This window comes from Asaia platycodi JCM 25414 (genome assembly GCF_000614545.1).
Taxonomy (GTDB): domain Bacteria; phylum Pseudomonadota; class Alphaproteobacteria; order Acetobacterales; family Acetobacteraceae; genus Asaia; species Asaia platycodi.
The window spans coordinates 287968-314641 of the sequence record NZ_BAKW01000001.1 but is presented as its reverse complement, the minus strand read 5'-3'; the positions used below and the strand labels follow the sequence as shown (position 1 = coordinate 314641).

Annotated in this window: 24 protein-coding genes and 3 pseudogenes; 12 read left to right on the top strand and 15 right to left on the bottom strand. The window is 58.8% G+C overall.

Going from position 1 to position 26674, the window contains the following annotated elements; translation table 11 throughout:
* Positions 1–2: 2 nt before the first annotated feature.
* From exbD to JCM25414_RS01400, 6 genes and pseudogenes are all read left to right on the top strand, one after another.
* Entirely contained in the window at positions 3–437 is a 435-nt protein-coding gene (exbD, locus tag JCM25414_RS01425) for a TonB system transport protein ExbD (RefSeq protein ID WP_025840489.1), read from the top strand.
* Complete coding sequence (locus JCM25414_RS01420; RefSeq protein WP_025840488.1) at positions 434–1333, top strand: energy transducer TonB family protein; 900 nt, start codon at positions 434–436, stop codon at positions 1331–1333. Before exbD ends, JCM25414_RS01420 begins: the two co-directional genes overlap by 4 nt.
* Positions 1334–1515: 182 nt before the next feature.
* A pseudogene (locus JCM25414_RS15870) lies at positions 1516–2711 on the top strand (MlaE family ABC transporter permease).
* Positions 2712–2714: 3 nt separating this feature from the next.
* A complete protein-coding gene (locus JCM25414_RS01410) occupies positions 2715–3485 on the top strand; it encodes an ABC transporter ATP-binding protein (protein WP_025840487.1) in 771 nt (256 codons plus the stop codon).
* Positions 3482–4444, top strand: coding sequence for an MlaD family protein (locus JCM25414_RS01405; protein ID WP_025840486.1), 963 nt, complete (start codon positions 3482–3484; stop codon positions 4442–4444). Before JCM25414_RS01410 ends, JCM25414_RS01405 begins: the two co-directional genes overlap by 4 nt.
* Positions 4441–5007, top strand: coding sequence for a PqiC family protein (locus JCM25414_RS01400; RefSeq protein ID WP_035442381.1), 567 nt, complete (start codon positions 4441–4443; stop codon positions 5005–5007). Before JCM25414_RS01405 ends, JCM25414_RS01400 begins: the two co-directional genes overlap by 4 nt.
* 36 nt (positions 5008–5043) lie before the next feature.
* Here the strand turns inward: JCM25414_RS01400 and JCM25414_RS15865 are convergent, their stop codons facing one another.
* The 8 genes from JCM25414_RS15865 to JCM25414_RS25665 form a co-directional block, all read right to left on the bottom strand.
* Positions 5044–6405: an OprO/OprP family phosphate-selective porin gene (locus tag JCM25414_RS15865; RefSeq protein WP_148300890.1), complete on the bottom strand. Its 1362-nt coding sequence runs from the start codon at positions 6403–6405 to the stop codon at positions 5044–5046.
* Complete coding sequence (locus JCM25414_RS21140; RefSeq protein ID WP_051535604.1) at positions 6360–6869, bottom strand: hypothetical protein; 510 nt, start codon at positions 6867–6869, stop codon at positions 6360–6362. The genes JCM25414_RS15865 and JCM25414_RS21140 overlap by 46 nt, the downstream gene beginning before the upstream one ends.
* 267 nt (positions 6870–7136) lie before the next feature.
* On the bottom strand, positions 7137–8177 hold the full coding sequence (locus JCM25414_RS15855) for a catalase family protein (protein WP_051535603.1): 1041 nt from the start codon (positions 8175–8177) through the stop codon (positions 7137–7139).
* Between the two features lie 72 nt (positions 8178–8249).
* The gene (locus JCM25414_RS24100; protein ID WP_242403228.1) at positions 8250–8585 is read right to left on the bottom strand and encodes an SIS domain-containing protein; all 336 of its coding nucleotides are present in this window, start codon (positions 8583–8585) and stop codon (positions 8250–8252) included.
* Positions 8586–8596: 11 nt separating this feature from the next.
* The gene (locus JCM25414_RS24095) at positions 8597–8797 is read right to left on the bottom strand and encodes a hypothetical protein (RefSeq protein WP_242403227.1); all 201 of its coding nucleotides are present in this window, start codon (positions 8795–8797) and stop codon (positions 8597–8599) included.
* A gap of 53 nt (positions 8798–8850) precedes the next feature.
* Positions 8851–9204: a hypothetical protein gene (locus JCM25414_RS24090; RefSeq protein WP_242403226.1), complete on the bottom strand. Its 354-nt coding sequence runs from the start codon at positions 9202–9204 to the stop codon at positions 8851–8853.
* A 134-nt stretch (positions 9205–9338) separates the two neighbouring features.
* Complete coding sequence (locus tag JCM25414_RS15845; RefSeq protein ID WP_081775735.1) at positions 9339–10214, bottom strand: alpha-hydroxy acid oxidase; 876 nt, start codon at positions 10212–10214, stop codon at positions 9339–9341.
* Positions 10097–10540, bottom strand: coding sequence for an alpha-hydroxy-acid oxidizing protein (locus JCM25414_RS25665; protein WP_148300889.1), 444 nt, complete (start codon positions 10538–10540; stop codon positions 10097–10099). Before JCM25414_RS25665 ends, JCM25414_RS15845 begins: the two co-directional genes overlap by 118 nt.
* A 278-nt stretch (positions 10541–10818) precedes the next feature.
* Between JCM25414_RS25665 and JCM25414_RS01375 the strand changes: the two genes are divergently transcribed.
* Positions 10819–12606: a thiamine pyrophosphate-requiring protein gene (locus JCM25414_RS01375; RefSeq protein WP_025840484.1), complete on the top strand. Its 1788-nt coding sequence runs from the start codon at positions 10819–10821 to the stop codon at positions 12604–12606.
* Between the two features lie 124 nt (positions 12607–12730).
* On the opposite strand, the gene JCM25414_RS25660 is transcribed toward JCM25414_RS01375, so the two are convergent.
* From JCM25414_RS25660 to JCM25414_RS15830, 5 genes and pseudogenes are all read right to left on the bottom strand, one after another.
* Positions 12731–13099, bottom strand: a complete 369-nt coding sequence (locus JCM25414_RS25660; RefSeq protein WP_277910919.1) for an SDR family NAD(P)-dependent oxidoreductase — start codon at positions 13097–13099, stop codon at positions 12731–12733.
* 22 nt (positions 13100–13121) lie between these two features.
* A complete protein-coding gene (locus JCM25414_RS25655) occupies positions 13122–13499 on the bottom strand; it encodes an SDR family NAD(P)-dependent oxidoreductase (RefSeq protein WP_277910917.1) in 378 nt (125 codons plus the stop codon).
* Positions 13462–14451, bottom strand: coding sequence for an AraC family transcriptional regulator (locus JCM25414_RS15835; protein ID WP_148300888.1), 990 nt, complete (start codon positions 14449–14451; stop codon positions 13462–13464). The genes JCM25414_RS25655 and JCM25414_RS15835 overlap by 38 nt, the downstream gene beginning before the upstream one ends.
* Positions 14452–14476: 25 nt before the next feature.
* Complete coding sequence (locus JCM25414_RS01360; protein WP_025840482.1) at positions 14477–15514, bottom strand: NAD(P)-dependent alcohol dehydrogenase; 1038 nt, start codon at positions 15512–15514, stop codon at positions 14477–14479.
* 191 nt (positions 15515–15705) lie between these two features.
* Positions 15706–17928 (bottom strand): annotated as a pseudogene (locus JCM25414_RS15830) (TonB-dependent receptor domain-containing protein).
* A 452-nt stretch (positions 17929–18380) separates the two neighbouring features.
* Here JCM25414_RS15830 and JCM25414_RS15825 point away from each other — a divergent pair.
* From JCM25414_RS15825 to crcB, 3 genes are read left to right on the top strand one after another with little or no spacing between them, the layout of a single operon-like run.
* Positions 18381–19772: a glycoside hydrolase family 32 protein gene (locus tag JCM25414_RS15825; RefSeq protein ID WP_408734855.1), complete on the top strand. Its 1392-nt coding sequence runs from the start codon at positions 18381–18383 to the stop codon at positions 19770–19772.
* Positions 19739–20122 (top strand): GH32 C-terminal domain-containing protein, encoded by a 384-nt coding sequence (locus tag JCM25414_RS26905; RefSeq protein ID WP_408734854.1) that lies wholly within the window; start codon positions 19739–19741, stop codon positions 20120–20122. The genes JCM25414_RS15825 and JCM25414_RS26905 overlap by 34 nt, the downstream gene beginning before the upstream one ends.
* Positions 20123–20166: 44 nt before the next feature.
* A complete protein-coding gene (crcB, locus tag JCM25414_RS01345) occupies positions 20167–20601 on the top strand; it encodes a fluoride efflux transporter CrcB (protein WP_025840481.1) in 435 nt (144 codons plus the stop codon).
* Between the two features lie 6 nt (positions 20602–20607).
* Here the strand turns inward: crcB and JCM25414_RS01340 are convergent, their stop codons facing one another.
* Positions 20608–22065 carry an aminotransferase class V-fold PLP-dependent enzyme gene (locus JCM25414_RS01340; RefSeq protein WP_025840480.1) on the bottom strand — a complete coding sequence of 486 codons (1458 nt, stop codon included), beginning with the start codon at positions 22063–22065 and terminating at the stop codon, positions 20608–20610.
* Between the two features lie 117 nt (positions 22066–22182).
* On the opposite strand from JCM25414_RS01340, the gene JCM25414_RS01335 reads away from it, so the two are divergent.
* Complete coding sequence (locus JCM25414_RS01335; RefSeq protein WP_025840479.1) at positions 22183–22632, top strand: Lrp/AsnC family transcriptional regulator; 450 nt, start codon at positions 22183–22185, stop codon at positions 22630–22632.
* A 40-nt stretch (positions 22633–22672) separates the two neighbouring features.
* Here the strand turns inward: JCM25414_RS01335 and glgX are convergent, their stop codons facing one another.
* Positions 22673–24805 (bottom strand): glycogen debranching protein GlgX, encoded by a 2133-nt coding sequence (gene glgX, locus JCM25414_RS01330; protein WP_025840478.1) that lies wholly within the window; start codon positions 24803–24805, stop codon positions 22673–22675.
* A 203-nt stretch (positions 24806–25008) separates the two neighbouring features.
* Here glgX and glgA point away from each other — a divergent pair.
* Positions 25009–26650, top strand: a pseudogene (glgA, locus tag JCM25414_RS26280) (glycogen synthase GlgA).
* Positions 26651–26674 lie beyond the last annotated feature (24 nt).

Below are 26674 nucleotides of genomic sequence, written 5' to 3'. Positions count from 1 at the left end.
CAATGGCCCTGCGCATGCGCCATGCGGATGACACCGCGCTCGACGCCCATGAACTGAACGTCACGCCACTGATCGACGTCATGCTTGTGCTTCTGGTCATTTTCATGGTGACCGCGCCGCTCAGTACCGTAAATGTACCGGTCGATCTTCCCTCTTCGACGCAGAAGCCGGCACCGCGCCCGGCCAACCCCATCTTCCTGACCGTCAAGGCCGACCACACCCTCGCTCTGGGTGAAGACGATATCAGCAGTGATGCCCTGACCCCCAAACTCATGACTCTGACCAACGGCCACAAGGATGAGCGGATCTTTCTGCGCGCCGACAAGACCGTTGATTACGAGACGCTCATGAAGGCCATGGATCTTCTGCGCAAATCCGGTTTCCTCAAGGTCGCGCTGGTCAATTTGCAAGGCCAGGAGGAGGGCGACGAACCGTGACGGCTCGCGACCTGCGCCCCTCCCTGCCTGCAAGCCCCCTGCCCTCTCCGAAGCTGACCGAAGCAGGAGAAGTCGGGATTCTGCCATTCCGGCAGGCTTATCAGATGCACCTGCAACGCGAGGCCGTCCTTCGGCGGTGGTGCGGTGGCTATTCGGCTGCGTCCATCGCTCTTGTCGCAGGGCTCGCGCTCGGTCTGGTGGCGATGGTGCCGGCCAGTTCTCCGCCGCCTTTCTCACCGCCGCCAGCGGCCATTGCGATCGATCTGGCGCCCGAACCCGCCAGCGTGCCTGCCCCGCCGCAGGAACGCCCGCCTGGCCCGCCACAGGTCGCGACTCCCGAGCCCCCTGCGCCGGAGAAACCACCCGAGGTAATGGCACCGCCTTCTCCGGCACCATTGCCGCCCGTGCCTGTACCGCAAAAGATCAAGGTAGCGCCCGTGCATCGCAAGGTCGCGCCGTCTCCTCCTTTGCCGAAACATCTGCCGCCGCCAGTGCCGACCCAGTCGACCGCCGATACGGCGCCACCGCCTTCGGATGCCCCGCCCTCGACAGTGTCGGCAACGAATGCCAAGGGCGCACCGTCCTCACGTGAGGCATCCCAGGCAAAGGAAAGCTGGCAGGGCAGGCTCCTCGCCCGCCTGGAGCGGTTCAAGCGCTATCCGGCTCAGGCACAATCCGAACATCAGGAAGGCACGCCGATGCTGCGCTTCACCATGGACCGCAAGGGCCATGTTCTGGCCGCATCTCTTGTGCGTCCCACCGGCTATGCGCTTCTCGATGAAGAGACACTCGCTCTGGTGCGTCGCGCCGAACCCCTGCCAGAGCCGCCCGAAACGATCGAGGGAACAACGCTGACCCTGACAGTACCGGTCGAGTTCTATCTGGAAACACACTGAGGGCGACAGAGAACTAGATCGACCCGGCTGACTAACGCTCGATTGACAAGTCAGTAGCCTGAGGAAACTGCCTGCACGCGGGGTTAAAACCGATCACATCTTGAGCACACGTGGTCACAGCTTACCCGGATGGTCTCGATAGAGAGGCTGCATTCTTGCAAGACCGGACGCATGTGATCAGAATGCCGCAACATGATCGTATCACACGCAAAGACTTCTTCATGGTCCTGACAGAGACCTCAGCCACCCATGGCGCCGTGGCCTCTGGCACTCCGCCTGAATGGCGCGTGGATGCGAAAGAGGGCGGTTCCTGCCTCGTCCTCTCCGGCTCATGGCTGAGCCATAATGCCGCTCTTCCCGAATTTTCGGGCGATATCGACGACAGCCTCGCCGTTCTGACCTGCGATACGCGCGACGTCTCCGCATGGGATACCGGACTTATCGCTTTTCTCTGGGATGTGAGACGCAGCTGCGACAAGGCGGGCAAGGTTTTCGACATCGCTTCCCTACCGCATCCGATGCAGCAATTGCTCGATCTGTTGCCAGACAATGCGCCACCAGTTCTGCCTGCGCGCGCCAGACGGCTTCCATTCCTCGAAGCTGTCGGCGTCAAATCCATCGCCATACTGGCGGAAATCGGCACCGTTTCGGCGCTCGCCGGGCGCACAGGTCTTGCCGCCTACCGATCGCTTTTCGGCAAGGCCGGTCTGAGGCGCAGCGATCTGGTAAGTGATCTTTTCAATGCCGGGCCGTCTGCGCTCGTAATCGTCGGGGTTGTCAATTTTCTGGTCGGGGCGATTCTGGCCTTCGTCGGCGCCGTGCAATTGCAGAAATTCGCCGCGGGCATCTATGTGGCAAGTCTTGTCGGTATTGCGACCGTACGTGAAATGGCCGCTGTGATGACCGCCATCATCATGGCAGGCCGGACAGGTGGCGCCTATGCGGCGCGCATCTCGACCATGCAGGGCAATGAAGAAATCGACGCGCTGAAGGTTTTCGGCATATCGGTCTCGTCCTACCTCATTCTGCCAGCCGTTCTGTCGCTCGTGTTCACCATGCCGTTTCTCTATCTCTATGGGTGTCTGATCGGCATGCTCGGCGGCTATATCGTGGCCATCTCGATGCTGGACATCACGAGCTTGGCTATTTTCACCAGACGATCATCGCCTTCGGTATCGGCCAGTTCGTGTTCGGTTTTATCAAGAGCATCGTTTTCGGCGCCTTCATCGGGCTGACGAGTTGCCGCATCGGCCTCAAGGCCGGGCGCTCTGCCGCCGATGTCGGTATTGCTGCAACCCATGCCGTCGTGATCGGGATCGTCGGCGTCATCGCCCTTGATGCCATATTTGCCATCATTGCCAATAGTGTGGGGATCTGAGCCATGGTGCAGGAACCCATCATGACCATGCAGGATGTCACCCTGGCTTTCGGCCCGAAAGTGATCCAGTCCGACATCTCTCTCTCGGTCAAACGTGGCAGTATCTTTGCTGTCATGGGTGGATCGGGTTGCGGTAAATCGACCCTTCTCAAAAGCATGATCGGCCTGCTGCGCCCCACGACGGGTAGTTTTCACGTCGGCACCGAGAATTACTGGGCGGGCACCGATGCACAGCGCACCGAAATCAATCACCGCTTTGGCGTATTGTTCCAGAGCGGTGCGCTCTGGAGCTCCATGACGGTTGGCGAAAATGTCGCCCTGCCGCTGCAGATGTTCACCAGTCTCGGCCCGCGTGCCATCAGGCGTCTGGTCGAGCTCAAGCTCGCTCTGGTCGGACTGCTCGACGCAATCGACCTCGCCCCCGCCGAGATCAGCGGTGGCATGCGCAAGCGTGCGGGGCTGGCCCGCGCGCTCGCACTTGACCCCGATATTCTGTTTTTCGACGAACCTTCGGCAGGGCTCGACCCCATCACCTCGGCACGCCTGGACGATCTGATCCTCAATCTGCGTGACGGGCTCGGCGCGACCATCGTGATCGTGAGCCATGAACTCCCTAGCCTGTTCAGCATCGCAGATGACGGGATTTTTCTCGATGCCATTACCAAGCGTCCCATCGCCTTCGGCTCTCCGCGCGAGCTGCGCGATCGCTGCACCGACCCTCAGGTTCATGCCTTCATGAACAGACAACGAAACGAAGAAGGAAACGCATCATGAACAGACAGGCGCTCGTCGGTGCGTTCGTTCTCGGAGGGATGGCCCTTATGGTCAGTGCCTTCGTCTTCTTCGGTAATTTTCATCCCTTCACCCATACGGAGCGGGCTGTCCTGATTTTCCGCGGGTCGACGAACGGCCTGACCGTTGGAGCACCAGTCAACTTCCGGGGCGTTCAGGTCGGCGCGGTCGATCGCATCGCCATCGAATACGACCCGAAAACGCGTGAAGCGTTCATCCCAGTCTATGTCACGATCCGCCAGAACGATATTCTCGTTGCCGGAGAAAAACATGGCCATGTGCCCGGGTTGGGCGAACTGGTCGCACACGGCTTGCGTGGTGAGATCAATCTGAAGAGCTTTGTGACCGGCACCTCGCAGATCGATCTCGACGTGTCGCCCGGCACGCCCGCTGTCCTGCACCCGGAACTGACAAGCGAAGTCGAGATTCCGACACGGCAATCCTCTATCCAGGCCATAACCAACACGCTGACGCATCTGCCTCTGCGTCAGATCAGCGACGATGCCGCTTCGACCCTTGCGGTGATCCATCACCTTGCCGAGACACTCGACCAGCGTCTTCCCGCACTGGCAGACAGCTTGCAAGAGACATCGGATCATAGCCGCGCCACGGTCGATGCCGCCCATGAAATGTTGACGACCTTGCAGCCACAATTGCTGCGCACGTTACAGAGTGTCGACCGTCTCACGACGACAGGCAGCGACCAGCTTTCGGCCCGCGGTCAGGAACTGCACGCACTCCTTCAGACGAGCCGTGACACGATGGCCACGGCCAACAAGACCATGGCCAATCTCCAGGGTATCACCTCACCGCGCTCGATCGACCGCGCCAATCTGGATTCGAGCCTCCGCGATATCGCTGCTGCCGCCGCCGCGCTGCGCGGCTTTGCCAACGATGTCGAACGCAACCCGCAACTTCTGCTGACAGGACGCCGCCAATGAGCCTGCGCCCCCTTTTCTCCGCACTCGCTCTGGGGCTGCTCTCGGGCTGCGCTTCAGCGCCCGTCCAGTTTTATACGATTGCCCCGACCGCCAGCGACGTCACGCTTGCGCAGAAAAATGCGCCGGTCACTTACGTGCCACGCGTATCGCTGCCCGATTATCTCGATACGCAGGATATTCTGGTGCGCGACGGCAGCCGTCTGATCCGAAGCAGCAATGGGCGCTGGGCCAGCCGCCTGTCGCAATCGGCGACCGATCTCATCGTGGCCCGCCTGTCTCAGGATTGGCCCCAGCGCATGATCACCGCCTATCCACCGATCGACACGCCTGAGTCACGTCTCGGCATTACCATCGAACGTATGGATATGCTCCAGCAGGGTCGGGCTACTCTGATCGCTTCCTGGACCGAGTTGCCGCTCAACGAGGCCAGTCCGCCGCTTCTGGGTCGCGCCTCTGTCACCGTTCAGGGCAGTGTTGCCGATGACGCCGCCAAGGCCGCGTTGTTGCAAAAGCTTTTCGAACAACTGGCCGACAAGATCGCCGCCAGCCTCGTCTCACGCTGAAAACCCGTTGCGGAGATACCCCCGCGACGCCCGACGTCAGAAAGCAGCCTGAATACGGCTGCCGATCGCATTGATCGAACGCCCCTTGGTGTTGACGCTTCCTGCCGTCTGTGACCGCGTAGCGTTGATATGGCTGTATTGCAGCTGAATGCGATAATGGCGGTTCAGATACCAGTTCAACCCACCGGACCACACGGTCTGCACGCCGCCACGCACCCCGCCTGTCACGGCGGCCGGTACATCCTTGAGGATGTTGCTGTTGAAATCCATCACACTCCAGCGCCCGACCAGTTCGAGTGCGCCCCACTGGTTGTTCCAGAAATCGACATCCTCTTTAGGAGCCGGTGCAGAAAACGCGGCATCCTTGGGGCTGTAACGACGCGGCTGCCCGAACAGCGTATAGCTGCCCGCCACATAATAGCCGTCGAAGCCGAGACTGGGCGCCGGGCCTTTTTGACGCGCATCGGCGTCGCGCTCGACACCGATATGATAATACTCAGCCTGAAGCAGGGCGCGGTCATAACGCAGGGCAATCTCAGGCCCCACAGCCCATACCTTGCCGATATTGGTGATCGTGCCGCTCGATACGAGCCGCTCATTGGTCAGACGCGTCTCAGGCCGGTCACTCAGAGACAACACGCGTCCCTGGGATGTCTGGTTCCGCTTGAACGACATGGTAGACGACATGCCGAGATGCAGATCGACATTTTTCGTCGCTACCGGGCGCCCGGCTACGCGTAGCAAACCGCCCATCTGGCTGTCAGAGACCGTAGGGTCACTGGTACGGTCGCCATAGGTCTGCCCGGTAAGATAGGCCCCAAGATACCAGCGATTCTGATGGGTGCGCCCGCCGATGCTCAGTCTGGTATCACCCGCAGCGATCAGACGCACGACTTCCGAAATCGAGGCGCGCTCCATCAGAATAAAGCCGTTAGACGATTCAGAATCCTGCATGGTAACGCGCGGCTGATAGTAACCCACCGTAAACTGTGAGTTGTGAATGCCGCTATAAACCATATTGGCTTCGTAGAGACCGGCCGTGCCATCGACCGTGCGCCCCCATTCGGGTGTCAGATTGGCCAGAAGATTGCCGTAGCGCCATGTCAGCGGCAGACGCAGACGACGGGCATTTTCGTTCATTTTCGGGAAACGCCCCGTCTGCCCCTGCGCCGATCCGCCCGAAGACGGAAAACCGCCAATATCGAGATGCATCACAAGACCGACCGAGAAAGCGTAGAGCCCGTCGCTCGACGCAATGGTCGGGCGCCCTGCCGGAAACCCGATGCGTATGCCACCGATATCGACCGTCTCTGCCGTGCGCGTGGCGCGGCGGAAATCGGCGAGAGACATGTTCAGACCATGATCGGGCGGTGGGATGAGATGAGTGTCATAGGCCACTTGCGGTCAGACGGTTTGCCAGCGCCCTTCCCCGATACTGACGCCAACTCGACCTGTCCCGAAGTCGAGACACCATCTTGCTGGCGAGGTGGCGTTGCACCAGGCACGGGCTTTGTTTCCAGCTTCGGTCGGGTGCTTTCCAGAGCAGTCACAGGCTGGACCGGCTCCACAGGCGACGGAGCAGGGACAGCATGGCGAGACGCGTGATTTGTACGTGCTCCGACTCCTGCGCCGCCACGTGGCGACTGCGGCTGCGCCTGTGCCAGCTCGGTTTTATGACGCAGCGCACGCTCCTTGGCCAGTTCATGTCGCAGATCGGTGATCTGGCCCTGCATCTGAGCACGCATCTCAAGCATTTCACGGCGCAAGGCAGCAATATCGTCTGACTGGCTGGCAGCCAGAGCCGAAGCGGGGATGGTAGCGCCGCAAAGCAGCAGCATGGTCGTGAAATGGCGCACGCGCATGGGCTCGACTAAACTCTGATCTGGACTAACTGCGCGCTGCTATAAACGACAAGACAAGTCAATCATATGACAGTTTGATGACAATGATCGGTTTTCGTAATCATACGAAAGAAATGTTTTGTCATGGTAAATTGGTTACTTTCCAATTTCTTCACTGCCCTATCGTTTTCTCCCTGACTGCATGACGACCTTTCGCCTCATATTCTCTCAACCCCATCGGTTTTTACGAGGAGCTCCTCTCAGGAAGGAGCCGCATCGGACAACCATTCAACCGACCCCGTAACTGGGCGGAAAATGGATAAGCCATACGACGAGCGCGCATGATGTTACCCAAGGGGCGATGCGCCACCAGTCCATGCCAGGGAGAGAAAGACAGGCTATCGTCGATCTGGCGTGACTTCTCCTCGCTCCAGCCAATCTGCGGCGGGAAATCGAGACTGGCCACACACTGGAAAGGCTCATCTCTTCACTCCAGGCGATCTGGGCATTCTCGACGGGCTGAGTGGCAAGATCGCGACACAGCTGAACACGCAGGCTTATGCTTCCACCTTCCTGAGCCAGAACGCGTCCTACAGCGCGCCGAACGGCAATCGGGTCATGATCTATATCGATATGGCGGCCTGTCAGACGCCGGAAACTTTCCGATTCCGGAACAAGATCGAATTTCGCAACATAATCGCCATAGCGCGAGGGCACCTGGGAATGAAAACGGTCGCCCAATGGGTGGGTCGGCGCAAAGCCGCCTAGCGCATCCAGCGCCGCGCTGCGTCGGGCAAAACGTGCCAAACCACGTTGTATCAGACGAAGGCTACGCGAGAGCAGCGCCTTGGCCCCTTCTGCCTTGTCGGTTGTCAGGGCGAGCAGACGCAGCATTGTCAGAAATACGCCTGCGTGAGGCGCGCCAAAGGCCGTGCCATTCGCAAACAGGAAATCCTGCACTGCGACACCCTGCGCATCCTCAAGCAGTTCACCGGGCACGTCATGAATCTTGAGGGCGAAGCCGCGCGGCCCCGATACAGCATCGCGCAGCGGATCGCCCGGTATGGCAGAAAGACGCGCCGTTATGCGGTAGGAACCCGGCTTGGCAAAAAGCCCCTGAGCGAGTTCGGGAGGCAGGCCGGACCTGACATGCAGCGTGCCGTCGAGCAGGGCGTGACTTTTTGCGTGAACGCCTCTGGAAGCATGACCGAGATCGCGATGGGTTGCAGTGACGATCTTGCGGAAGCTCTTTCTGAGCCCGGCCTTCACGGCCTCTTCGTCAGAACGCAGCTTTTCAAGCGAGTCATCATAAGCAACAGGCGCGCGCATCACTCGGCTCCGTGAAGGGGAAGGATATTATTTCGATCCCCTCCAACCCGTCGCCGCTTCGAGAGTTGCCGATCAGCCCTTGAGCGTCACGACTTTGGTCAGATGACGCGGAGCCAGCGTATCGAGACCATGGGCACGGGCAACATATTCGCCAAGCAGTTGAAGCACGGGCAGACAGACCAGAGGCTCTGCCCCATGATCGCCCTCGACAGGCAGGGAGACTGTGCCGGGACCGCCAAGCCCGAGCACGACGGCCCCCTTCTCCATAACGTCCCGCGCGACGAGCGCTTCTTCCTCACGCGTGTCAGGATGGTAGAGCATGACGACGAAGGAGCGCTCATCGATCAGACTGATCGGGCCGTGGCGGTATTCGAGCGGATGATGCGCCTCACTCTGACTCAGGCTCATTTCCTGCATCTTCAGCGCCCCTTCGCGGCTACGCCGTAAAGCGTGCCGCCCCCCAGAAAGACGAAATGCGAGCGTCCGCGCAGGAGGGCCACAAGATGCATGTCTGCTTCTTCGAGCAAAGACTCTGCGGCAGCGATGCTGGTCGGACCTATGGATAGCCCGGCGTAACGCAGCCCGGCCATGAGCATCAGACTCGCCGATGCCGTCATCACGATGCCTTCCTCGGGATGGGTTTCCGCCTCGAAGACTTCGGAAGATACCTGCGTCAGCGCGCTTCCCGCCGCGCAGGTAACACCCAGAACCTCGTGACCGGCCTCAAGCCTGCGGCGGCGGCGGCGACCGTCTCGGTCGACTCCCCGCTGCGCGAGAGTGCGACAAGCTGGATCTTCATGCCCGCAGGCACATAGGACGAGGCACGACGCGTCCATTCATTGCCGGGCACGGCACGAGCTAGAAAGCCCGCCTCGTTCAGGGCGCAGGCAATGCTGTCTGCGATATGAACGGAAGTGCCACACCCGATTATGGCGTGCATCTGGCCTTTTTGCGGGCTGGATTGCGGACTTGTCAGTGCCCTCCAGAACGAAAACTGCTCGCGTATTCCTCGTTCGGTCGCATTCATCAGCCTGACTTTCCTCTACAGATGGGCATATTTCTTCTACAGATGGGCATATTTCTCAGGATCATGACACATGTACTCCCGGCCTCCGAGAGGAGAGAGACAAAATTTCCTCTCTTCGGTCAGATTAAGTCTTGTCAGCTATTTTCGGGTGCATGCTCAACGAAAGGCATCATTCCCAGGTCCTTGAGCAGAGAGGCGTCGAGCGATGCCAGATCGTTCACACCGAGCAGAGCCAGATCGCGATTTACCTCAGTGCTGAGGATGGAAACGGCCTTGTCGAGCCCTGCCCCGCCGGCCAGCGCACAGGCCTGGAGAAAAGGCCGCCCGAGCATGACGGCATCGGCTCCGAGCGCCATGGCCTTGAGCACATCCCCGCCACAGCGGAAACCGCTATCGATCACGACACTCATGTCCTTCGCAGCTTTCCTGATCTCGGGCAGCACTTCAAGAGGAGACACGGTTGAGTCGAGCAGACGTGCGCCATGGTCGGAAATAACGATACCATCAGCACCGATCTTCGCCGCCTCTTTTGCGTCTTCCGGACGCAGAACACCCTTGAGGATCAGCTTGCCTTTCCAGCGCTTGCGAATGTGGCGGATATGATCCCAGGTGAAGTTGGGCGAGCCGCCGACCGCTGCGATCTCGTTCGAGAAAAGACCCGGCCCGCCCTGCGGCCTGATATTCACGATTTTTGGGTTGCGATCGCGCAGGATGGTTCGCCCGAGCGTGCCGAATGTCCAGCCAGGGTTGAGGATACCGCCGATCGTCGCACGCAGGTTCGGACGTATGGGCATTGAGTAGCCCGCACGCGTTTCGGCGATACGCTGGGCTGGCACCGGCACATCGCAGGTGATCAGCAGGACGGGGTAACCTGCTTTCTGCACCCGGTCGATCATGCCATCGATAACCGCGAGGTCGCTCGGCAGATAGGCGGCAAACCAGGTGCGCGGGTTGATGCGAATGATCTCTTCAAGCGGCGTGAGAGAATTGGCCGAAAGCGCATAAAACAGATTATGCCGTCGCGCCGCGGCTGCTCGATGCGATCGGCATCATAGCGCGTCATGGCCGCGCCCCCGGTTGGAGCCAGACCGAAAGGCTGGGCATATTCCTCGCCGAACAGGGTGATTTTCGTGTTCACGGACGATACGTTACGCAGTCGATACGGACGCCAGAGATAGCGCTGAAAGATTGCCCTGTTGCGCCGCAAGCTCAGTTCGGCCCCGGCGCCATTGCGCACGTATTCATATACTGCCTTGGGCAGATAGCGCTTCACGGCTTTTTCGAAATCGTTCAGCTGGTAAATATCGTGCAAACGCCGCTTGGCCGTCATGGACATCGAAAAACTCCGAGGGGTGAAAATGCAGGCCAGAAGCCGACGGTGACAGAACGAACCAGACAGGCTTTCTCCTGCGCACTCGATATTCACGTTAATGTGAAACGGATCCGATTATGGAAACCAGTGTATCGGCCACTGAAAAGCCTCGCCAAATCGCGAAATAATCATTCCGATTGATGAACATAAAATAATTTTACCTCGACACAGAATGAACAGACCTGCCTGACGCAACGTTGCTGCGGCACACAGTCAATCGCCGGAGCATCGATGCCATGTCCATGAATGTCAGTGAATTCATGTGGAAACGCCTGCAGGAATGGGGACTGAAACGGGCCTATGGTTACCCCGGCGACGGGGCTGGCGGCATCGATGTGGCACTCCAGCGCGAGGTAGATAACGGGCGCATGGAGTATGTGCAGGTGCGTCATGAAGAGATGGCAGCCTTCATGGCATCGGCTCATGCGAAATTCACCGGGCAGGTCGGGCTTTGCTTTGCCACCTCCGGCCCTGGCGCCATTCATCTGCTGAACGGGCTCTACGACGCCAAGCTTGACCATATGGGTGTGGTTGCCATCATGGGTCAGCAGGCGCGCAGTTGCCTCGGCTCGAACTATCAGCAGGAAGTCGATCTGCAATCGCTCTGCAAGGACGTCGGGTCGGAATATATCGTGACCGTGACCGAGCCTACGCAGATGCGCCACGCCATCGATCGCGCCGTGCGCATTGCCAGAGACAAGCGGGCGCCTACGGTCGTGATTGTGCCGAACGATCTGCAGGAGCTGCCTTACAAGGACGGCCCGGTTGCACACGGCTATACCCATACCGGTATCGGCGAGACCATTATCAGCCCTGTGCCGGAAATGCGTGGGCTCCAGGCCGCAGCCGATATTCTCAATTCCGGCAGGAAAGTCGCCATTCTCGCCGGGGCAGGTGCACTCGACGCCACGGATGAGCTGATCGCCATTGCCGACCTGCTCGGTGCGGGCATTGCCAAGGCCCTGCTGGGCAAGGCGGCTGTGCCTGACGACCTGCCCTACGTCACAGGATCGCTTGGTCTGCTCGGCACCAAGCCTTCGTGGGATCTGATGAAGGAATGCGATACCTTCCTGATGGTCGGGTCGGCCTATCCCTATAGCGAGTTCCTGCCCGATCCTGGTCAAGCGCGGGGTGTCCAGATCGACATCAACACCGCCAATCTGTCGCTGCGTTATCCTATGGAGCTCTGTCTCCAAGGCGATAGCGCGGCCACCTTGCGCGCGCTCCTCCCCCTGCTCAAGCACAAGGAGGACCGTAGCTGGCGCGAGAAAATCGAAAAGGAGGTCGCAACCTGGTGGAAGGTGCTCGAAGCCCGCGCCATGACCGACGCCAACCCGGTCAATCCGCAGCGTGTGTTCTGGGAGCTGTCCCCCCGCCTGCCGGACAAGGCGATCATCACCGCCGATTCAGGTTCGGTCGCCAACTGGTTTGCCCGCGATCTGAAGATCCGACGCGGCATGAAGGCGTCGCTCTCCGGCGGGCTTGCCTCGCTAGGTGCGGGCACGCCTTATGCCGTTGCCGCCAAGATGGCCTTTCCCGATCGCACCGTCATTGCCTGTATGGGCGACGGAGCGATGCAGATGAACGGGCTGAACGTGATGATCACCATCTCCAAATACTGGAAACAATGGGAAAATCCGAAGCTCATCGTATTGGTTCTGAACAATCAGGATCTGAATCAGGTGACGTGGGAAGAGCGCGTGCAATTAGGCGAAGGCAAGACAACGGCCACGCAGTCGATCCCTGATTTCCCGTATCACAAATATGCCGAGCTGCTCGATCTGAAGGGTATTCTGGTCGATCATCCTGACCAGATTGGCGCGGCGTGGGAAGAAGCGCTCAGTGCCGATCGCCCGGTCATTCTGGAAGCACGCACCGACCCCGATGTCCCGCCTTTGCCGCCGCATATCACCCTGCAACAAGCGAAGGCTTTTCTCTCATCGTTGCGCAACGAGCCGGAACTGCTTGATGTGATCCGGGGATCGGCGAAGGAAATGCTCGCGACTTTCCTGCCTTCGAAGAAATCCTGATCTAGGCGTTCTTTTCGCGCTGTAGAAGCATCTAACCGCCGATGATGCCCATATTGGCGGGATCGGCGGTCGCCAGCTTTAGGGTGGATAAAGCGCGCCTGACGAGGGCGCTCAATCAGCGGTCTCAGAGCGCAGTATACCCGCCATCGACAAAGATCTCCTGCCCGTTCACCATTCCTGAGGCAGGAGACGCGAGATAGAGCACCAGATCGGCGACTTCTTCGGGGGTCGCGACACGACCCGAGGGAATTTTCTCCAAAAAACGGGCCAGTTTGTCGCCAACACCCCAGACGCGCTCACCCATGGGAGTCCAGACAACGGTAGGGCAGACGGCATTGGCCTGAATGTTGTGCGGGCCCCATTCTGCCGTCATCACCTTGGTCAGTCCGTTCAACCCGGCTTTCGAGGCGACGTAGGGGCCATGTTCCGTCAAGGCGACAGAACTGGCCATCGAACTGATATTGATGATCTTGCCACCACCCGCCCCGATCATGCCCGGCGCCAGGCGCGAGCCATCAGCAGGGAGCCCGCAGATTGAGGGCTAGTATGGAATCCCATTCCTCGACGCTCTGATCGATCAGGGTTTTCGGTATGCTCATCCCCGCATTATTGACGAGAATGGTCGCAGCGCCGAACTCGGCCTCGATGCGCGCTTTTACTCTGTCGGCAGCGGTGGCATCGAGCAGATCGGCGGCAATGGACAGACAGCGGCGCTCGTTTTTCGAGACGATTGCCTGCGTCTCGGCCAACAGGGCTTCATCGCGTGCAACAGCCACGATGTCCGCCCCAGCCTGACTCAGGACATCGCACAGCGTAACGCCAAGGCCACGCGAGGCACCCGTAACGACGGCGATTTTACCAGAAAGGGAAAAGCGTTCGGAAAGACGGGTCATGAGAGAACCAAACCTCCTGATGGGGCGACAACAGCGCGCGTTTCAGCATCGCAATCTGTTGGGCCTGCTGACGGAACTGACGGGGCGTGCAACCACGCAGGCTGAGAAAAGTACGGTTGAAGTTGGAGAGATTGCCGAACCCGGATGCCCGGCAGATATCTGTCACAGCCAAAGGGGTGGTTGTCAGCAAATGACAGGCATGTCCGATGCGCAGCTTCTGAAGAAAGCACATGAAACTCTCGCCCGTGAGAGCACGAAACTGACGCGAGAAGGTCGATGCGGTCATGCCGAGCGATGCGGCGACTGTTTCATGACGGATCTCCGCTGGATCCATTGCAAGCAGTTGCCGCACGAGACACGCGATCTGCCCTCCTTTTGTCGATTCCGGCGTCTCCAGATCGCGCCTGGTGGCGAGACGGCGCCAGGAGCAGTTTGTCAGATCAACCAAGAGGGCAATCGCCCCGGCCAGGCGCGCTCCGCCGGTTTTTTCGCCCAGCTCTTCCAGCCTGTCGCCACAGCGTAATGCCTGCTCACCCGAAAATTCGAGACCGTGACGGGAAGCTGCCAGAAGGCGTGATAGCCCTACCAGCTCCGGGCAAAGGCCGATCAACCCGTCGATCCAGCTCTGACTGAACTGCAGCACAACATCGCGGCCTGCCATGACCTCTCCCTCACCAAGCAGGCTGAACCAGGCATGAGGCAGATCCGGCCCGACGAGAACGAGCTGTCGCGCTGCAAACGGGCCGATATGATCGCCAATCATGACGCGGCCCGCACCATGCGTGATCAGGTGCAGTTCGTATTCCGGGTGGTAATTCCAGCAGGCGATCGACGCGGGATAATCATGGCGATGCCAACGAAAGCTCTCGACCTTCTGGTCGGTAAACAGTTCCAGAATGGCAGGAAAGCGCCCGCCACGCCGACTGTCTCCCCTGTCTTCACGGGTCGCCATGAATGCCGCCACTTCCCGCAAGGCTTCAGAGCGTAATCTGGAGTTTTACATCGTCAGGGCGCCCCTCGGCTGCTCTTTCGAATGCCGCCACACCCTCGTGAAAAGGAAAACTGGCCGAGACAAGCGGTTTGAGATCGATACTGCCCGAGGCGATCAGCGCAATAGCCCGGTCATAGACATGGGCGTAACGAAAGATCGTCTCGATGGTCAATTCCTTGGCCTGGGCCGCCACGATATCGAACGCAACCTTCTTTGGCGGCATACCGACCAGAACCAAACGCCCACCGGGACGGGTGCAGTCGAGCGCATCCTGATAGGCGCTTTCGAAGCCGCTCGCCTCGAATGTGACATCGACACCCCAGCCGGACCCGCAATGCGCGCCGACGATTTCGACGGGCCTGGTTTCGGCAAGATTGATCGGCACGATATTGGCATAAGCCCCGGCTATGGCCAGTTTGGGCGCGGAATAATCGCTGATGAAAACGCGGCTTGCCCCGGAGGCCAGAGCGGCAAGCGCCGTCATGATGCCGATCGGCCCTGCCCCGGTGACAAGACAGACATCGCCCGGCTGCAAACGGGCCTTGACGCAGGCATGAACCCCAACGGCAAGAGGCTCGACCATCGCCCCTTCGGCAAAACTCACTTGATCAGGCAGCTTGAACGTGTAAGCCGCCGGATGAACGACTGACGGGGTAAGACACCCATGCACCGGTGGCGTCGCCCAGAAGCGCACGGCAGGATCGATATTGTAATGACCGATACGCGCGGCACGAGACTGCGGATCGGGAATACCCGGCTCCATGCAGACGCGATCGCCAATGCTAAAACCCGTGACAGCCGACCCGATCGCAGTGATCGTGCCCGAGGCCTCATGACCCAGCACCATGGGCTCACGCACCACGAAGGGGCCTATCGCGCCATGGGTGTAATAATGCACATCGCTGCCGCAGATACCGACCGTATGAATGGCAATACGCACATCATCGGGGCCAAGTGCCTCATCAAGCGCGATTTCCCGCAATGACAGAACACCACGCTCTTCCAGAACCAGGGCCTGTGCCATCTTGTCGTCTTCCTTTCAGGAGAGCCGCAGGGAGTACTTTCCTCTGCCGCCTCATGTTAGATATAACGACCATATCCCATTAAATAGATCAGCTCTTAACAAAAAACGATGTTTTTTTGCGACACAAGAACACCACTGTGTGAACGACGGGCTGAACTGTCAGACGAGGGAAACTCCCCCGCCTGAAATCGTCAGAATTGCGCAGCAATCGTGCCGAAGAATTCCCGCGGCGCCGCCACAAAGAGGTTGGCATTGTCGTCGCCCGAAACGGACGCTGCGCCATAGACGCCACCGATATAATCGCTGTTGAACAGATTGGTGACACCAATCGACATCTTCATGCCGCGGGCGAACAGAACCCTGCCGAAATCGTAGCTCGCATTGATATTGGACGTCCAGTAGGACGGAATATACTCATCATTGGTGTAGGTCATGGCACGACGCTGGTGTAGGTCGTGTTGAAGTTAAAGCTGGCACTACGCCATGTATAGGTCAGATTCGCCTTGTACATAAATTTTGGATAATAGACTTGGTTCTTGCCCTTTATGCTGATTGTCGTCCCGTTATAGCAGGGCTGAGTCTTCGTAATTTGCATCATTCCAGCTGAAGCTGTTCGTGATTTCCAGCCCTTTAACGGGGCGGATCGTGCCCAGCACGTCAGCCCCGTTCATAGTCTCATGCCCGACATTGAGAAAGGCAGCATAGACGTTATTGGTCGGGCCACTGGTGATGGCGGCCAGACGGTTGATATAATCGGTGTGATAGAAATCGGCGCTACCGGAGAAAAATTCCGAATTGAAGCGATAGCCGATCACGTAATTCCAGGTGCGCTCGGGTTTGAGCGTTTTCTTGCTGGCATCGAACACCGATTGTGCCGGATTGGCTGACGAGCCCAGCCCGCCCCAGGGATTGCCCGACCCCGATTGTGCCCCGAAATCATAGGCGCGCATGTTTTCGGCGATATCCCAATAAAGTTCATGGTGATTGCCGAAATGCCAGTCCCAGTTGAAATGCGGCAGGAACGCATTCGAAGCGGTCAGGCTACCCGAGGCCGGATGGCTGTAATAGGTGCCCCAGCTATCGGCGAGCGCACCGGTCTGATCGAAACTCGTCCCACCATGAGTCGTCTGGGTGAGCGATTTGAAGCCGCCGGCAAGAGTCATACCTCTGGTAAGGTGCCAGACGTCCTGGATATAGAACTGGAAAGTATTGGTGTTGAATGAATCTGCATACCAGGTCGTCGCCTGATAGGCATAATAATCGCTCTTTGAATTATGCGCCTCATCCTGCCCCTCCTCGTACAGACGCATCGGATAATTGAAGCGGTCATTCTCATACCATAGGCCGGTCTGGATGGTATGATGGCGCAGCTTGATGTCGAAGCTCTGAGTCATGCCCAGTCGGCGCACATCAGGATGTCCCGCCTGATCGGCCATCAACACGCCCGAACTCGGTGAAATCAGAAAGGGGTTAGTGCCCTGATAGACGCCGTTGGAAATATGTCCATAGGCCAGTGTGTGCGAAATGATATTGGAAGCCAGATCGAAATCACCCCGAACCGCCGAGAGGTAATTGCGCTGCTCCTGCGTGCCGTCATAGGCGAAATCACCCACCTCGTCATTAGTGATGCCGGCAGGTAACCCGGGCGGGATGCCGCCATTCTGGGCGTAAAAGGCGTATTGCTTGGCCTTCTCGTAATCCGGCTTCAGATAGGTCGTGTTCCGCCCCAGAAGGCGCCACATGTTCTTGGTCAGGCTCATGAAATTATACTGATCAAAATTCGAATAATCGAAGATCGCCGTGATTTTCCCATGCTCCCCAACGGGCTGTACCAGCTTGAAATTGGCCTGATGCTCCTGCTGGTCACCGAAGCCTTTCCACAGATCCTGCGCCGTGCGCGCGTAGGAGGCGTAAAATTTCGTACCCGTCGGGTTCAGGATACCGCTATCGGCCCGCGCGAAAGTACGAAACAGGTCGAAACTGCCGAAAGTCTGGCTGACCCGCCCGCCCGCCTTGTCCTGCGGATCATCCGTAGTGAAGGTGATCGCGCCCCCAAGCGTCTGGGCGGAGGGCATTTCCACCGCGCCTGCGCCTTGTGTGAGCGTCATGCCGGCAATGTTTTCCTGAATCGCCATCTGGTCGACGCCAAGGCCGTTCCAATTGTGAAAGCCCTGCGTGCCCATGGGAATACCGTCCATGGAAACGCCAAGCTGCGACTGATTGAAGCCACGAATATAGAGCGTGTTGGCGACCGTATCGAGGCCGAACGCATCGTCAGAAGCAAAATTGGCGCCCGGCGTCGTGAGCGCCAGAATCTGCATGGGGCTCGTGCCAGCCGTGAAATGATCCATTGTCTGGCGTGTAACCATTTCCGTCGCACCGTGAGACGCAATGCGATGCGCGGAAATCACCATCGACTCGCCAGATCGCGCCTCGACATCGCGCCTCGACACATGACGCAGACGCGTACCTTGTCTCATTTCTCGAGGAGGGGCGTGATGGCGCACATTCTTCGCAGTGGCTGCCGAAAAACTCTTCTGCTTATCCACTGGCCTCGCCTCAGCTGCTGCTGATTGCGACAGGGCAAGCGAAGAAACATAGCAAAGAGCAGAAGCACAGATCAGGATTTGTTTTGCGTATGGGGTTCGTCGCCCCTTGCATTCATGACGCATATCGAGCTGATCTCCCAATATTTAATTCCGATATAAGAACAATGCCATATCGTTATCATTACGTTAAATGTGACAAAACATGAATGCAAGAATCTTTGCGCGTCTCAGCCGAAATCAAACCGTGACCGGAATACAGCCATCGGAACTTCAAAAGGGAGCGACGCCTGATTTGGCACTGCAGCAATGTCAAGCCTATGCTGCCCCTCTTGAAATGGGATGAGGAAGATCTGCATGGCCAAGCGCCCCACTGCCCCCGGTTTGAGCCGACGCACGGCGCTTGCCTCGCTGCTCGCAACAGGGGGAGCGTCGTCGGCCTCTCTATCGCACAGGCGGCAGAGCCCGGCCCGCAGGCCCCGCCCCGCGCCCCTGAGGGCGAGCGCAAGGCAGAGCCTAACGCTTCTCATCCCTCACCCGCCGATCAACCCGGAGCGACCTCGCACCCGGTCATTCGCACGCAGGCTGACGCGCTTTATCGGCCCACCATCCATTACACGCCCGAGCACGGCTTCATGAATGATCCGAACGGTCTGATTCATGACGGCTCGGTCTATCATCTCTATTATCAATACGACCCTTTCGCTCCTTATGCCGGGCGCGTTCACTGGGGGCATGCGACAAGCGGCGATCTCCTGAGCTGGGAGGATCAGCCAATCGCACTCAGCGAAACGCCCGAGGGCGAGGCCTTTACGGGCTGCGCGGTGCTCGATGCGCAAAACACGTCCAGTCTCTTCCCTGCGGGCAAGGGCGGCCTTGTGGCGCTTTACACACGCGCGACCCCCAAGAAACAGACACAGTTTCTGGCCATCAGCGACGATCAGGGCAAGAGCTTCAAGGATATCGCGCATAACCCGGTGCTCGATATCGGCAGCAATTCCTTCCGCGACCCAAAGGTGATCTTTCACAAGCCCACCGGTCAATGGGTGATGGTGGTCGCCAAGGCGCGTCTGCATCAGATCGCATTCTACGCCTCGATAGACCTTCAACACTGGACCCATACGAGCGATTTCGGCCCATCGGGGCTGTTCGGTGTCGATTACGAATGTCCCAATCTGATCGAAATTCCCATTGAGGGGGGCGGATCGCGCTGGGTGCTGTTCATTTCGGTCAATCCGGGCGGTCCGACTGGCGGCAGCATTACCCAGTATTTCGTCGGCAGTTTCGATGGCAGCCGTTTTACGCCAGATGATACGGTGATCGGCCTGACCGATTTCGCCAAGGATGCCTATGCCCTGCAATGCTACGAGAACATGCCGGGCAATGAAGCCGTCTCGATCGCCTGGCTGGGCAACTGGCAATACTGCCAGGAATTGCCAACCCAGAGCTGGCGCGGCTGCATGACGCTACCAAGGCTTATGACCCTGCGTCACGACTCTGCAGGCTGGCTGCGTCTCGCACAGTCACCGCGAGGGCTCGAGACGCTGCGCGAAGCCCCTATCCCTTTCGCCTGCCAGAAGCTGGCCGCAGGAGCGAGCGCATCGGTGCCGCTACCACTCGGTGCCGCACTGGAATTGACGCTGAGCGTCACGGTCGATCAGATGACGCCCGATCTGCCTTGGGCGACAAGGGACGCACCGGGCGCTTCGTGATCGTGTTCGGCAATGATCTCGGTGAGAATCTGACAATCGGGTTCGATGCGTTCAGCGGCCAGCTCTGGATCGACAGGGCCGATCTCAATGGGTTCAAGCAGCCGTTCTTTACGGGGCAGTTCTCGACCGCACTCAATCCCGATGATCGCCATTTCGATGTCAGGATCGTGCTGGATGCCTGCACGCTCGAAGTCTTCGCCAATGGCGGTCTGTCCGTCGGCACGGCACTGCTTTTTCCAGCCAACCCTCTGAGCTTTCTCAAGCTCGAAGCAACCGGGACCGGGGCAACCATCGAGACTCTCGACTTCTTCCGGCTCAAGAAAGTCATGCCGCGTGAGACGGCCTTGTGATAAGGCCGCAATCCTGTTGTTTATGAACGGAGTATCCTGAGCCGATGTCCTTTACGACCTGCCTTTTCGTCATGCTCGGCGGTGCGCTGGGCACGCTGGGACGTTATCTGGTGACGCTCGCGACTGCTCCGTACAGCCGCGCCATGCCCTGGGGCACGATCCTCGCCATCAACACGGTCGGGTCTTTCGTCATCGGTTTTTTCGGCACCTTGACCCTGACGCATGGACGTTTTCCGGTTTCGGAGAACATGCGCCTGTTCGTCATGGTCGGTCTCTGCGGCGGCTATACGACTTTTTCGTCTTTCAGTCTGCAGACTCTCGATCTGCTGCGCGCTGATGCCTGGGGGCGTGCGTTTCTCAATATCGCGCTTTCAGCCCTGCTCTGCCTCGGTGCCGTCTCGCTCGGTCATCAGGCCGCTTCGAAGCTCAATGCGGGCGCCTTCCAGATCGCGCAGAACGAAACCGAGGAAGACGCCTGAGCACCCTCAGGCCGAGAGCGCCTCGAAACGCGCCGTCTGTTCGTCGCAACGGTAGAAATCGGCCATCGGATAAGGCCGGCGGGCGAGGGTCGCGACGGCATCGATAAGGCGATCGACCTTCTCGTCGCTCATCAGCACACTGAAATTCAGACGCGTCCATCCCGGCTTTTCGATCTCCTGTCCCGAGAGAATGGCCTGACGCAACAAGGCGGAGGCAGGGGCATCGATCGAGAGCAGGCGATGAGCATACGGCCCGGCACAGGCGCAGCCGCCTCGCGCCTGAATGCCGTAGCAATCGGACAAAAGCCGCGTGAAGAGCTGCTGATGCACATAACCTCCACGCTGGCGATCGCGAATACGCATCGAGAAAATCGGCAGGGCCGAAGTCTGCTTCGCCGTGCCGATCAGTTCGATTTCAGGCACATCACGCCAGGCATCAAGGGCCCGCTGACGGAGTTCAGCATGCCGGGCATCCATGAAATCCTGACCGATAGCCTCTTTCACCAGAAAGGCCAGCGCGGCGCGAATGTCGCCCACGACATTAGGCGTACCAGCCTCCTCCCGATCGCTGATACAAGCCGAATAATCATGCCCCCAAGGCGACACGAAACGCACCGTACCGCCACCGGGCAGGCTGGGGCGCGTGATGGCAACTGCCGCGTCCCGCACGATCATCACGCCGCTAGCCCCTGGCCCGCCGACGAATTTGTGAGGCGAGATGACAACCGCGTCTTTTTGGGCGTCTGTTCCGGCTTTCATATCGATGGCAAGATAGGGAGCCCCACCAGCATAGTCCCAGACCGAGCGGGCGCCGTGAGCGTTGAGCAGACGTGTCACCGCGTCGACATCCGTCAATATGCCGGTCACGTTCGAGGCTGCAGAGAACGCCCCGACGATGAGACGCCCCGGCTTCACCGCTGCAAGAGCCGCCGCCAATGCGTCGAGATCGGGACCACCCTGCGCACCCTCCTCAATCTCGAGTATCTCGGCACCGCTCTCACGCCATGGCAGGATATTGGAGTGATGCTCGTACGGACCGATCAGCACGAGCGGCGTTTCACCTGCGGCAAGCGCTGTCCCGATACCCATCAGGCTCACCAGACGATTGATGCCAGAGGTGGCTCCCGAACCGGTGAAAACCACGCTAAATCCCGCAGGGGCCTGGCAAAGCCGGGCGATATGGGCACGGGCAGAGGCGCGCAGGCGGGTCATCATGCGACCGCAATACGATGCCTGAGTGTGGCTGTTGGCGTAGTAGGGGAGCACCTGGGTGAGCATGAAGCTCTCGACCTGCTGCAAGGCCCGGCCTGACGCAACATAATCGGCGTAAAGCAGGGGATGATCACCGAACGGTCCAGGCACCGGCACGCCCTCACCGATCACGCCCTTGCGCAAAGCTGCAAGCCCATCAGAAGTGCCCAGAGAGCGGGCGAAATCGGCAAGACAGGTTTCAGGATCGAACATGTGAACGGCTCCGGCTGGTGACACAGCAAACTTAATGCGCCCCAACCGAGAAAACCCTTCCTAATTCCTCACAATATACGCTATTTTTCTATCAAATGATCTTGTTTCAGGATTTTTATGGATCAAATCGACAAGGCAATTCTACGCGCGCTTCAGAGCGACGCTTCGCTCTCGCAGCGCGAGCTGGCCGACAAGGTAGGGCTATCGCAAAACGCCTGCTGGCGCCGCCTCAACCTGCTACGTAGTGAAGGGGTCATTCAGGGAGAAACCATACGCCTTTCGCACGAAGCGATCGGTCTTGGCGTCACCGTGTTCGTGATGGTGCGCACACGCTATCACTCCCGCGAATGGCTCGGCCAGTTTCGCGAGGCTGTGCTCTCAATCCCGCATATCGTCGATTTTCACCGTCTTGCTGGCGACTACGATTATATGCTCAAGATCGTCGCCAAGGATATGAATGCGTTCGATGGAATCTATCAAACCCTGATAGGCAAGATCGAACTCGACACGGTGACCTCCTATCTTTCGATGGAGGCCATCGCCAATAACAGGGATATGCCGGTCTGATTTCTGAAGGCCGGGGCACAATATCCCCGCCCTTCCCAGATCAGTTTGTTTCTGGCTTGGTGATCAGCTCGAACAGCAGGACAGAGCGGCCTGTCACCGTATAGACCTGTTCCTGTGCGAAATGCTCGTCTTCAAGCGCCTCGCCGTCGTCGGGGCGATTGGTGTCAAGCAGGAGCTTCCATTCTTCGCCTTCCGCCTTGGGCAAGGTGAACTGGACCACATCGTGCCAGCTATTGAGGATAAGCAGCAACGTCGCATCGGCCCCGCGACGCATGATACCGCTCGGCTGAGCGCGTCCATCGAGCATAAGCCCGAAACACTGGGCCTGAGACCACTCTTCCTGTTCCATTTCTCCGCCCGACGCGCTCACCCAGCTCAATTCCTTGACATCAAGATCCGGGTTGTATGCCTCAGTCAGGAAACGTGAACGACGCAGGATAGGGAAGCGTCTGCGCAATGCCAGCAGGCGCGTCGTGAATTTGGAAAGCCGCGCCCCCTCTTCGCTGATGCTCCAATTGACCCAGGATATTTCGTTGTTCTGGCAGTAGGCATTGTTATTGCCCCCCTGAGTGCGACCGAACTCGTCGCCCGCCAGAATCATCGGTGTGCCTTGGGAAAAAATCAGTGTGGCCAGCATGTTGCGGCACTGACGCCAACGGATCTCATTGATCGTCTCGTCATCCGTGGGCCCTTCGACACCGTAATTGTTGGAACGGTTATCCGAGGTGCCGTCGTTATTGTCCTCACCATTCGCCTCGTTATGCTTCTCGTTATAGGAGACGCAATCGAGCAGGGTGAAACCGTCATGGGCCGTGATGAAGTTCACGCTCGCCCAGGCCTGACGGCCCGAGTGATTGAACATGTCCGGGCTGCCAAGCAGACGCGGCGCCAGCACATCGGCCTTCGCCTCACCGCGCCAGAAATCGCGCACCGTATCACGGAACTTGTCGTTCCACTCCGCCCAGCCGGGGGGGAAATGCCCCACCTGATAGCCGCCCGGGCCGATATCCCATGGCTCTGCGATCATCTTCAGATGGGTAAGGGTCGGATCCTGGCGGCAAACCCTCAGGAAGCCTGATTCACTATCGAAACCGTCGAGCTCTCGGGCCAAAATCGTACCAAGATCGAATCGGAAGCCATCGACGCCAATCTCATTTGCCCAGTAACGAAGACTGTCAGTCACAAATTGTATTGGCGCCTGCTTGGTCAGGTTAAACGTATTACCTGTCCCGGTGTCGTTAATGTAGAATCGTTTGTCATCCGGCATGAGACGGTAATAGGACGCATTATCGAGCCCCTTGAACGACAAGGTCGGGCCAAGCTCGTTGCCCTCGGCAGTATGATTATAGACCACGTCCATAATCACTTCGATGCCCGCTTCATGATAGGCAGCTACCATGCGACGAACCTCCGAGAGGGCGTCATCCTGATCGGCTGCATAACGCGTATCGGGCGAAAAGAAGCCGATCGTGTTATATCCCCAGTAATTCGTAAGGCCCTTATCCACGAGATATTCGTCGGCGACGAAGCTCTGGATTGGCAGCAGCTCGATGGTGGTGATGCCGAGCGACTTCAGATGCTCGATGACGTGACGATTACCGAGTCCTGCATAGGTACCTCGGAGGCGACGAGGCACACGCGGATGATTGAGCGTATAGCCCCTGACATGAGTCTCATAGACGACTGTATCCGTCCAACGGGTCTTCAGGGGACGGAGGTTCTGCGCCGCGGGGTCGGTGATGACGCATTTGGGCATGAAGGCGGCGCTGTCTCGCTCGTCAAAGCTCAGATCCTTGTCTGCGTGACCGAGCTGGTAGCCGAAAAGGGCCGGATTCCAGGTTATTTCGCCAAAATGCTCACGGGCATACGGATCGAGCAAAAGCTTGTTTGGGTTGAAGCGATGCCCCTCCTTCGGTTCGTACGGGCCGTGCACCCGATAACCGTAAAGCTGGCCAGGGCGCAGATCGGGAACCCAGCCATGGAACACCTGATCCGTGTATTCCGGGAGCTTGATCCTATCGGTCTCTTTCTCGCCGTTCTGATCGAACAAACAAATCTCGACCGCCTCGGCATTGGCAGAGAAAACCGCGAAGTTGACGCCCTTGCCATCATAGACCGCGCCTCGCTCCGCAGGACTTCCCTCTTTCAGGCGTTTTCCAAAAGAATCGCTCATAGGTTTCTTTCCATCCTGACCCGGTATCCCAGTTTTCTGCATTTCGGACTGGGGTAGCGAGACGCCTAACGCTCAGAGCGAGGAAAGAGGCGATAACATAAACGCGAGGTCATAACGATTTTAGGTGTCCGGCGTTTCACAAGTATTAGCATACTTAAAGAGCCGTGAATTCTTTCGGCCCCCCAAAAAAGACGAGGCCCGCCATGCCGACAGACCAGATCGTTGCGCTTCCAACCGATCTGCAGCTTCTTTCTGTCACGGCGGAAATGTTTCCGTTCGTGAAGACGGGCGGATTGGGGGATGTCGCAGGCTCCCTCCCGACCGCACTGCGTCATCACGGCGTTCGTACCCGCACAATACTACCCGGCTACCCCTCGGTCATGAGCGCTCTGACCCACAAGAACGAAGCCTATATCTTTCTCGATATGCTCGGTTATCGCGCCACCTTGTGGGAAGGCACCGCCCACGGTCATCACCTGTATGTCGTCGATGTTCCCGAACTCTATGATCGTGCTGGCGGACCTTATCTCGGCCCGGACGGTCGTGACTGGGTCGACAACGACATGCGCTTCGCTGTGCTTTCGCGAGTGGCGGCCTGCGTCGCTCAGGCTGTCTTGCCCAGTGGCGCCCCGATGTGGTGATGACCCATGACTGGCAGGCAGGCCTAGTGGCGGCATATCTCCGTTATGATGAGCGCCCGGCCCCGCCGGTCGCTCATGTTATTCACAACATGGCGTTTCAGGGGTTGTTCCCACGCGACCTCCTGCCCCGCATCGGGTTACCAGAGCACGCCTTTACTTTCGATGGCGTCGAGTTCTACGGCAAGGTTGGCTATCTCAAGGCCGGGCTTCAGATCGCCGATCGTTTGATCACCGTCTCGCAACCTATGCCGAAGAGATTCAAACCGCAGAGAACGGCATGGGTCTGGAGGGGCTGTTGAGCGCCCGCTCGTCCGATCTTAGTGGCATTCTTAATGGGATCGATCTACATGACTGGAACTCGCTGACTGACCCGGCCGTCATATTCCCCTATGCCATTGGCGATATCGCAGGAAGACGCGCAAACAAGAGGGTTTTTCAGGCCGAATTCGGCCTGCCCCAAGACCCCAATGCCATGCTGCTGGGCATTGTCAGCCGCCTGACGCGCCAAAAGGGCGTGGATGTGCTGGCCGAGATCGCGCCTCGCCTTTTCAAGGCCAATATCCAGCTTGCCGTGGTGGGGGTGGGGGATGCCGATATCATGCAGTCTTTCCGCGCCTTGCAGCTCGCTTATCCGCGCAACCTTGTCTGTCATCTGCGCTATGACGAGGTTCTCGGGCATCGCCTGCATTCGGCCGTTGATGCGTCGCTCATCCCATCGCGGTTCGAGCCCTGCGGCCTGACCCAGCTTCACGCACTTCGTTATGGTTCCGTGCCTATCGCCGCGCGCGTTGGGGGGCTGACCGATACAATCGTCGACGCCAACGCGGCGGCAATCGAAGAAGGTGTGGCTAACGGCATCCTTTTCGCGCCTACTCAGGCCGATGCACTTTATCGCGCCATCAAGCATGGCAGAAAGCTGTTCAAGCAAAAATCCGTATGGGCGCGGTTGCAGCGTAATGGCTCGCTGCACGACGTGTCCTGGCACGGCAAGGCAGCCCACTACGCGCGTCTACTGCTCGAGATGGCCGGACGGGCACCCGCGCGAACCATTGGCGAGAACGAGATCGCCCCGAGGCTTAGCGATCTCGGCATGCCGCTCTCTCCCAATGCCTCTTTCACCCGGACGGCCAGAATGCCTCAAAGCCGCCCGCGCAATCCGGGACTGGGCAGGACAGACCTACCCCGTTTCGGCACGACATCCTGAGACGATCTCTTTCTCCTGAGGCGA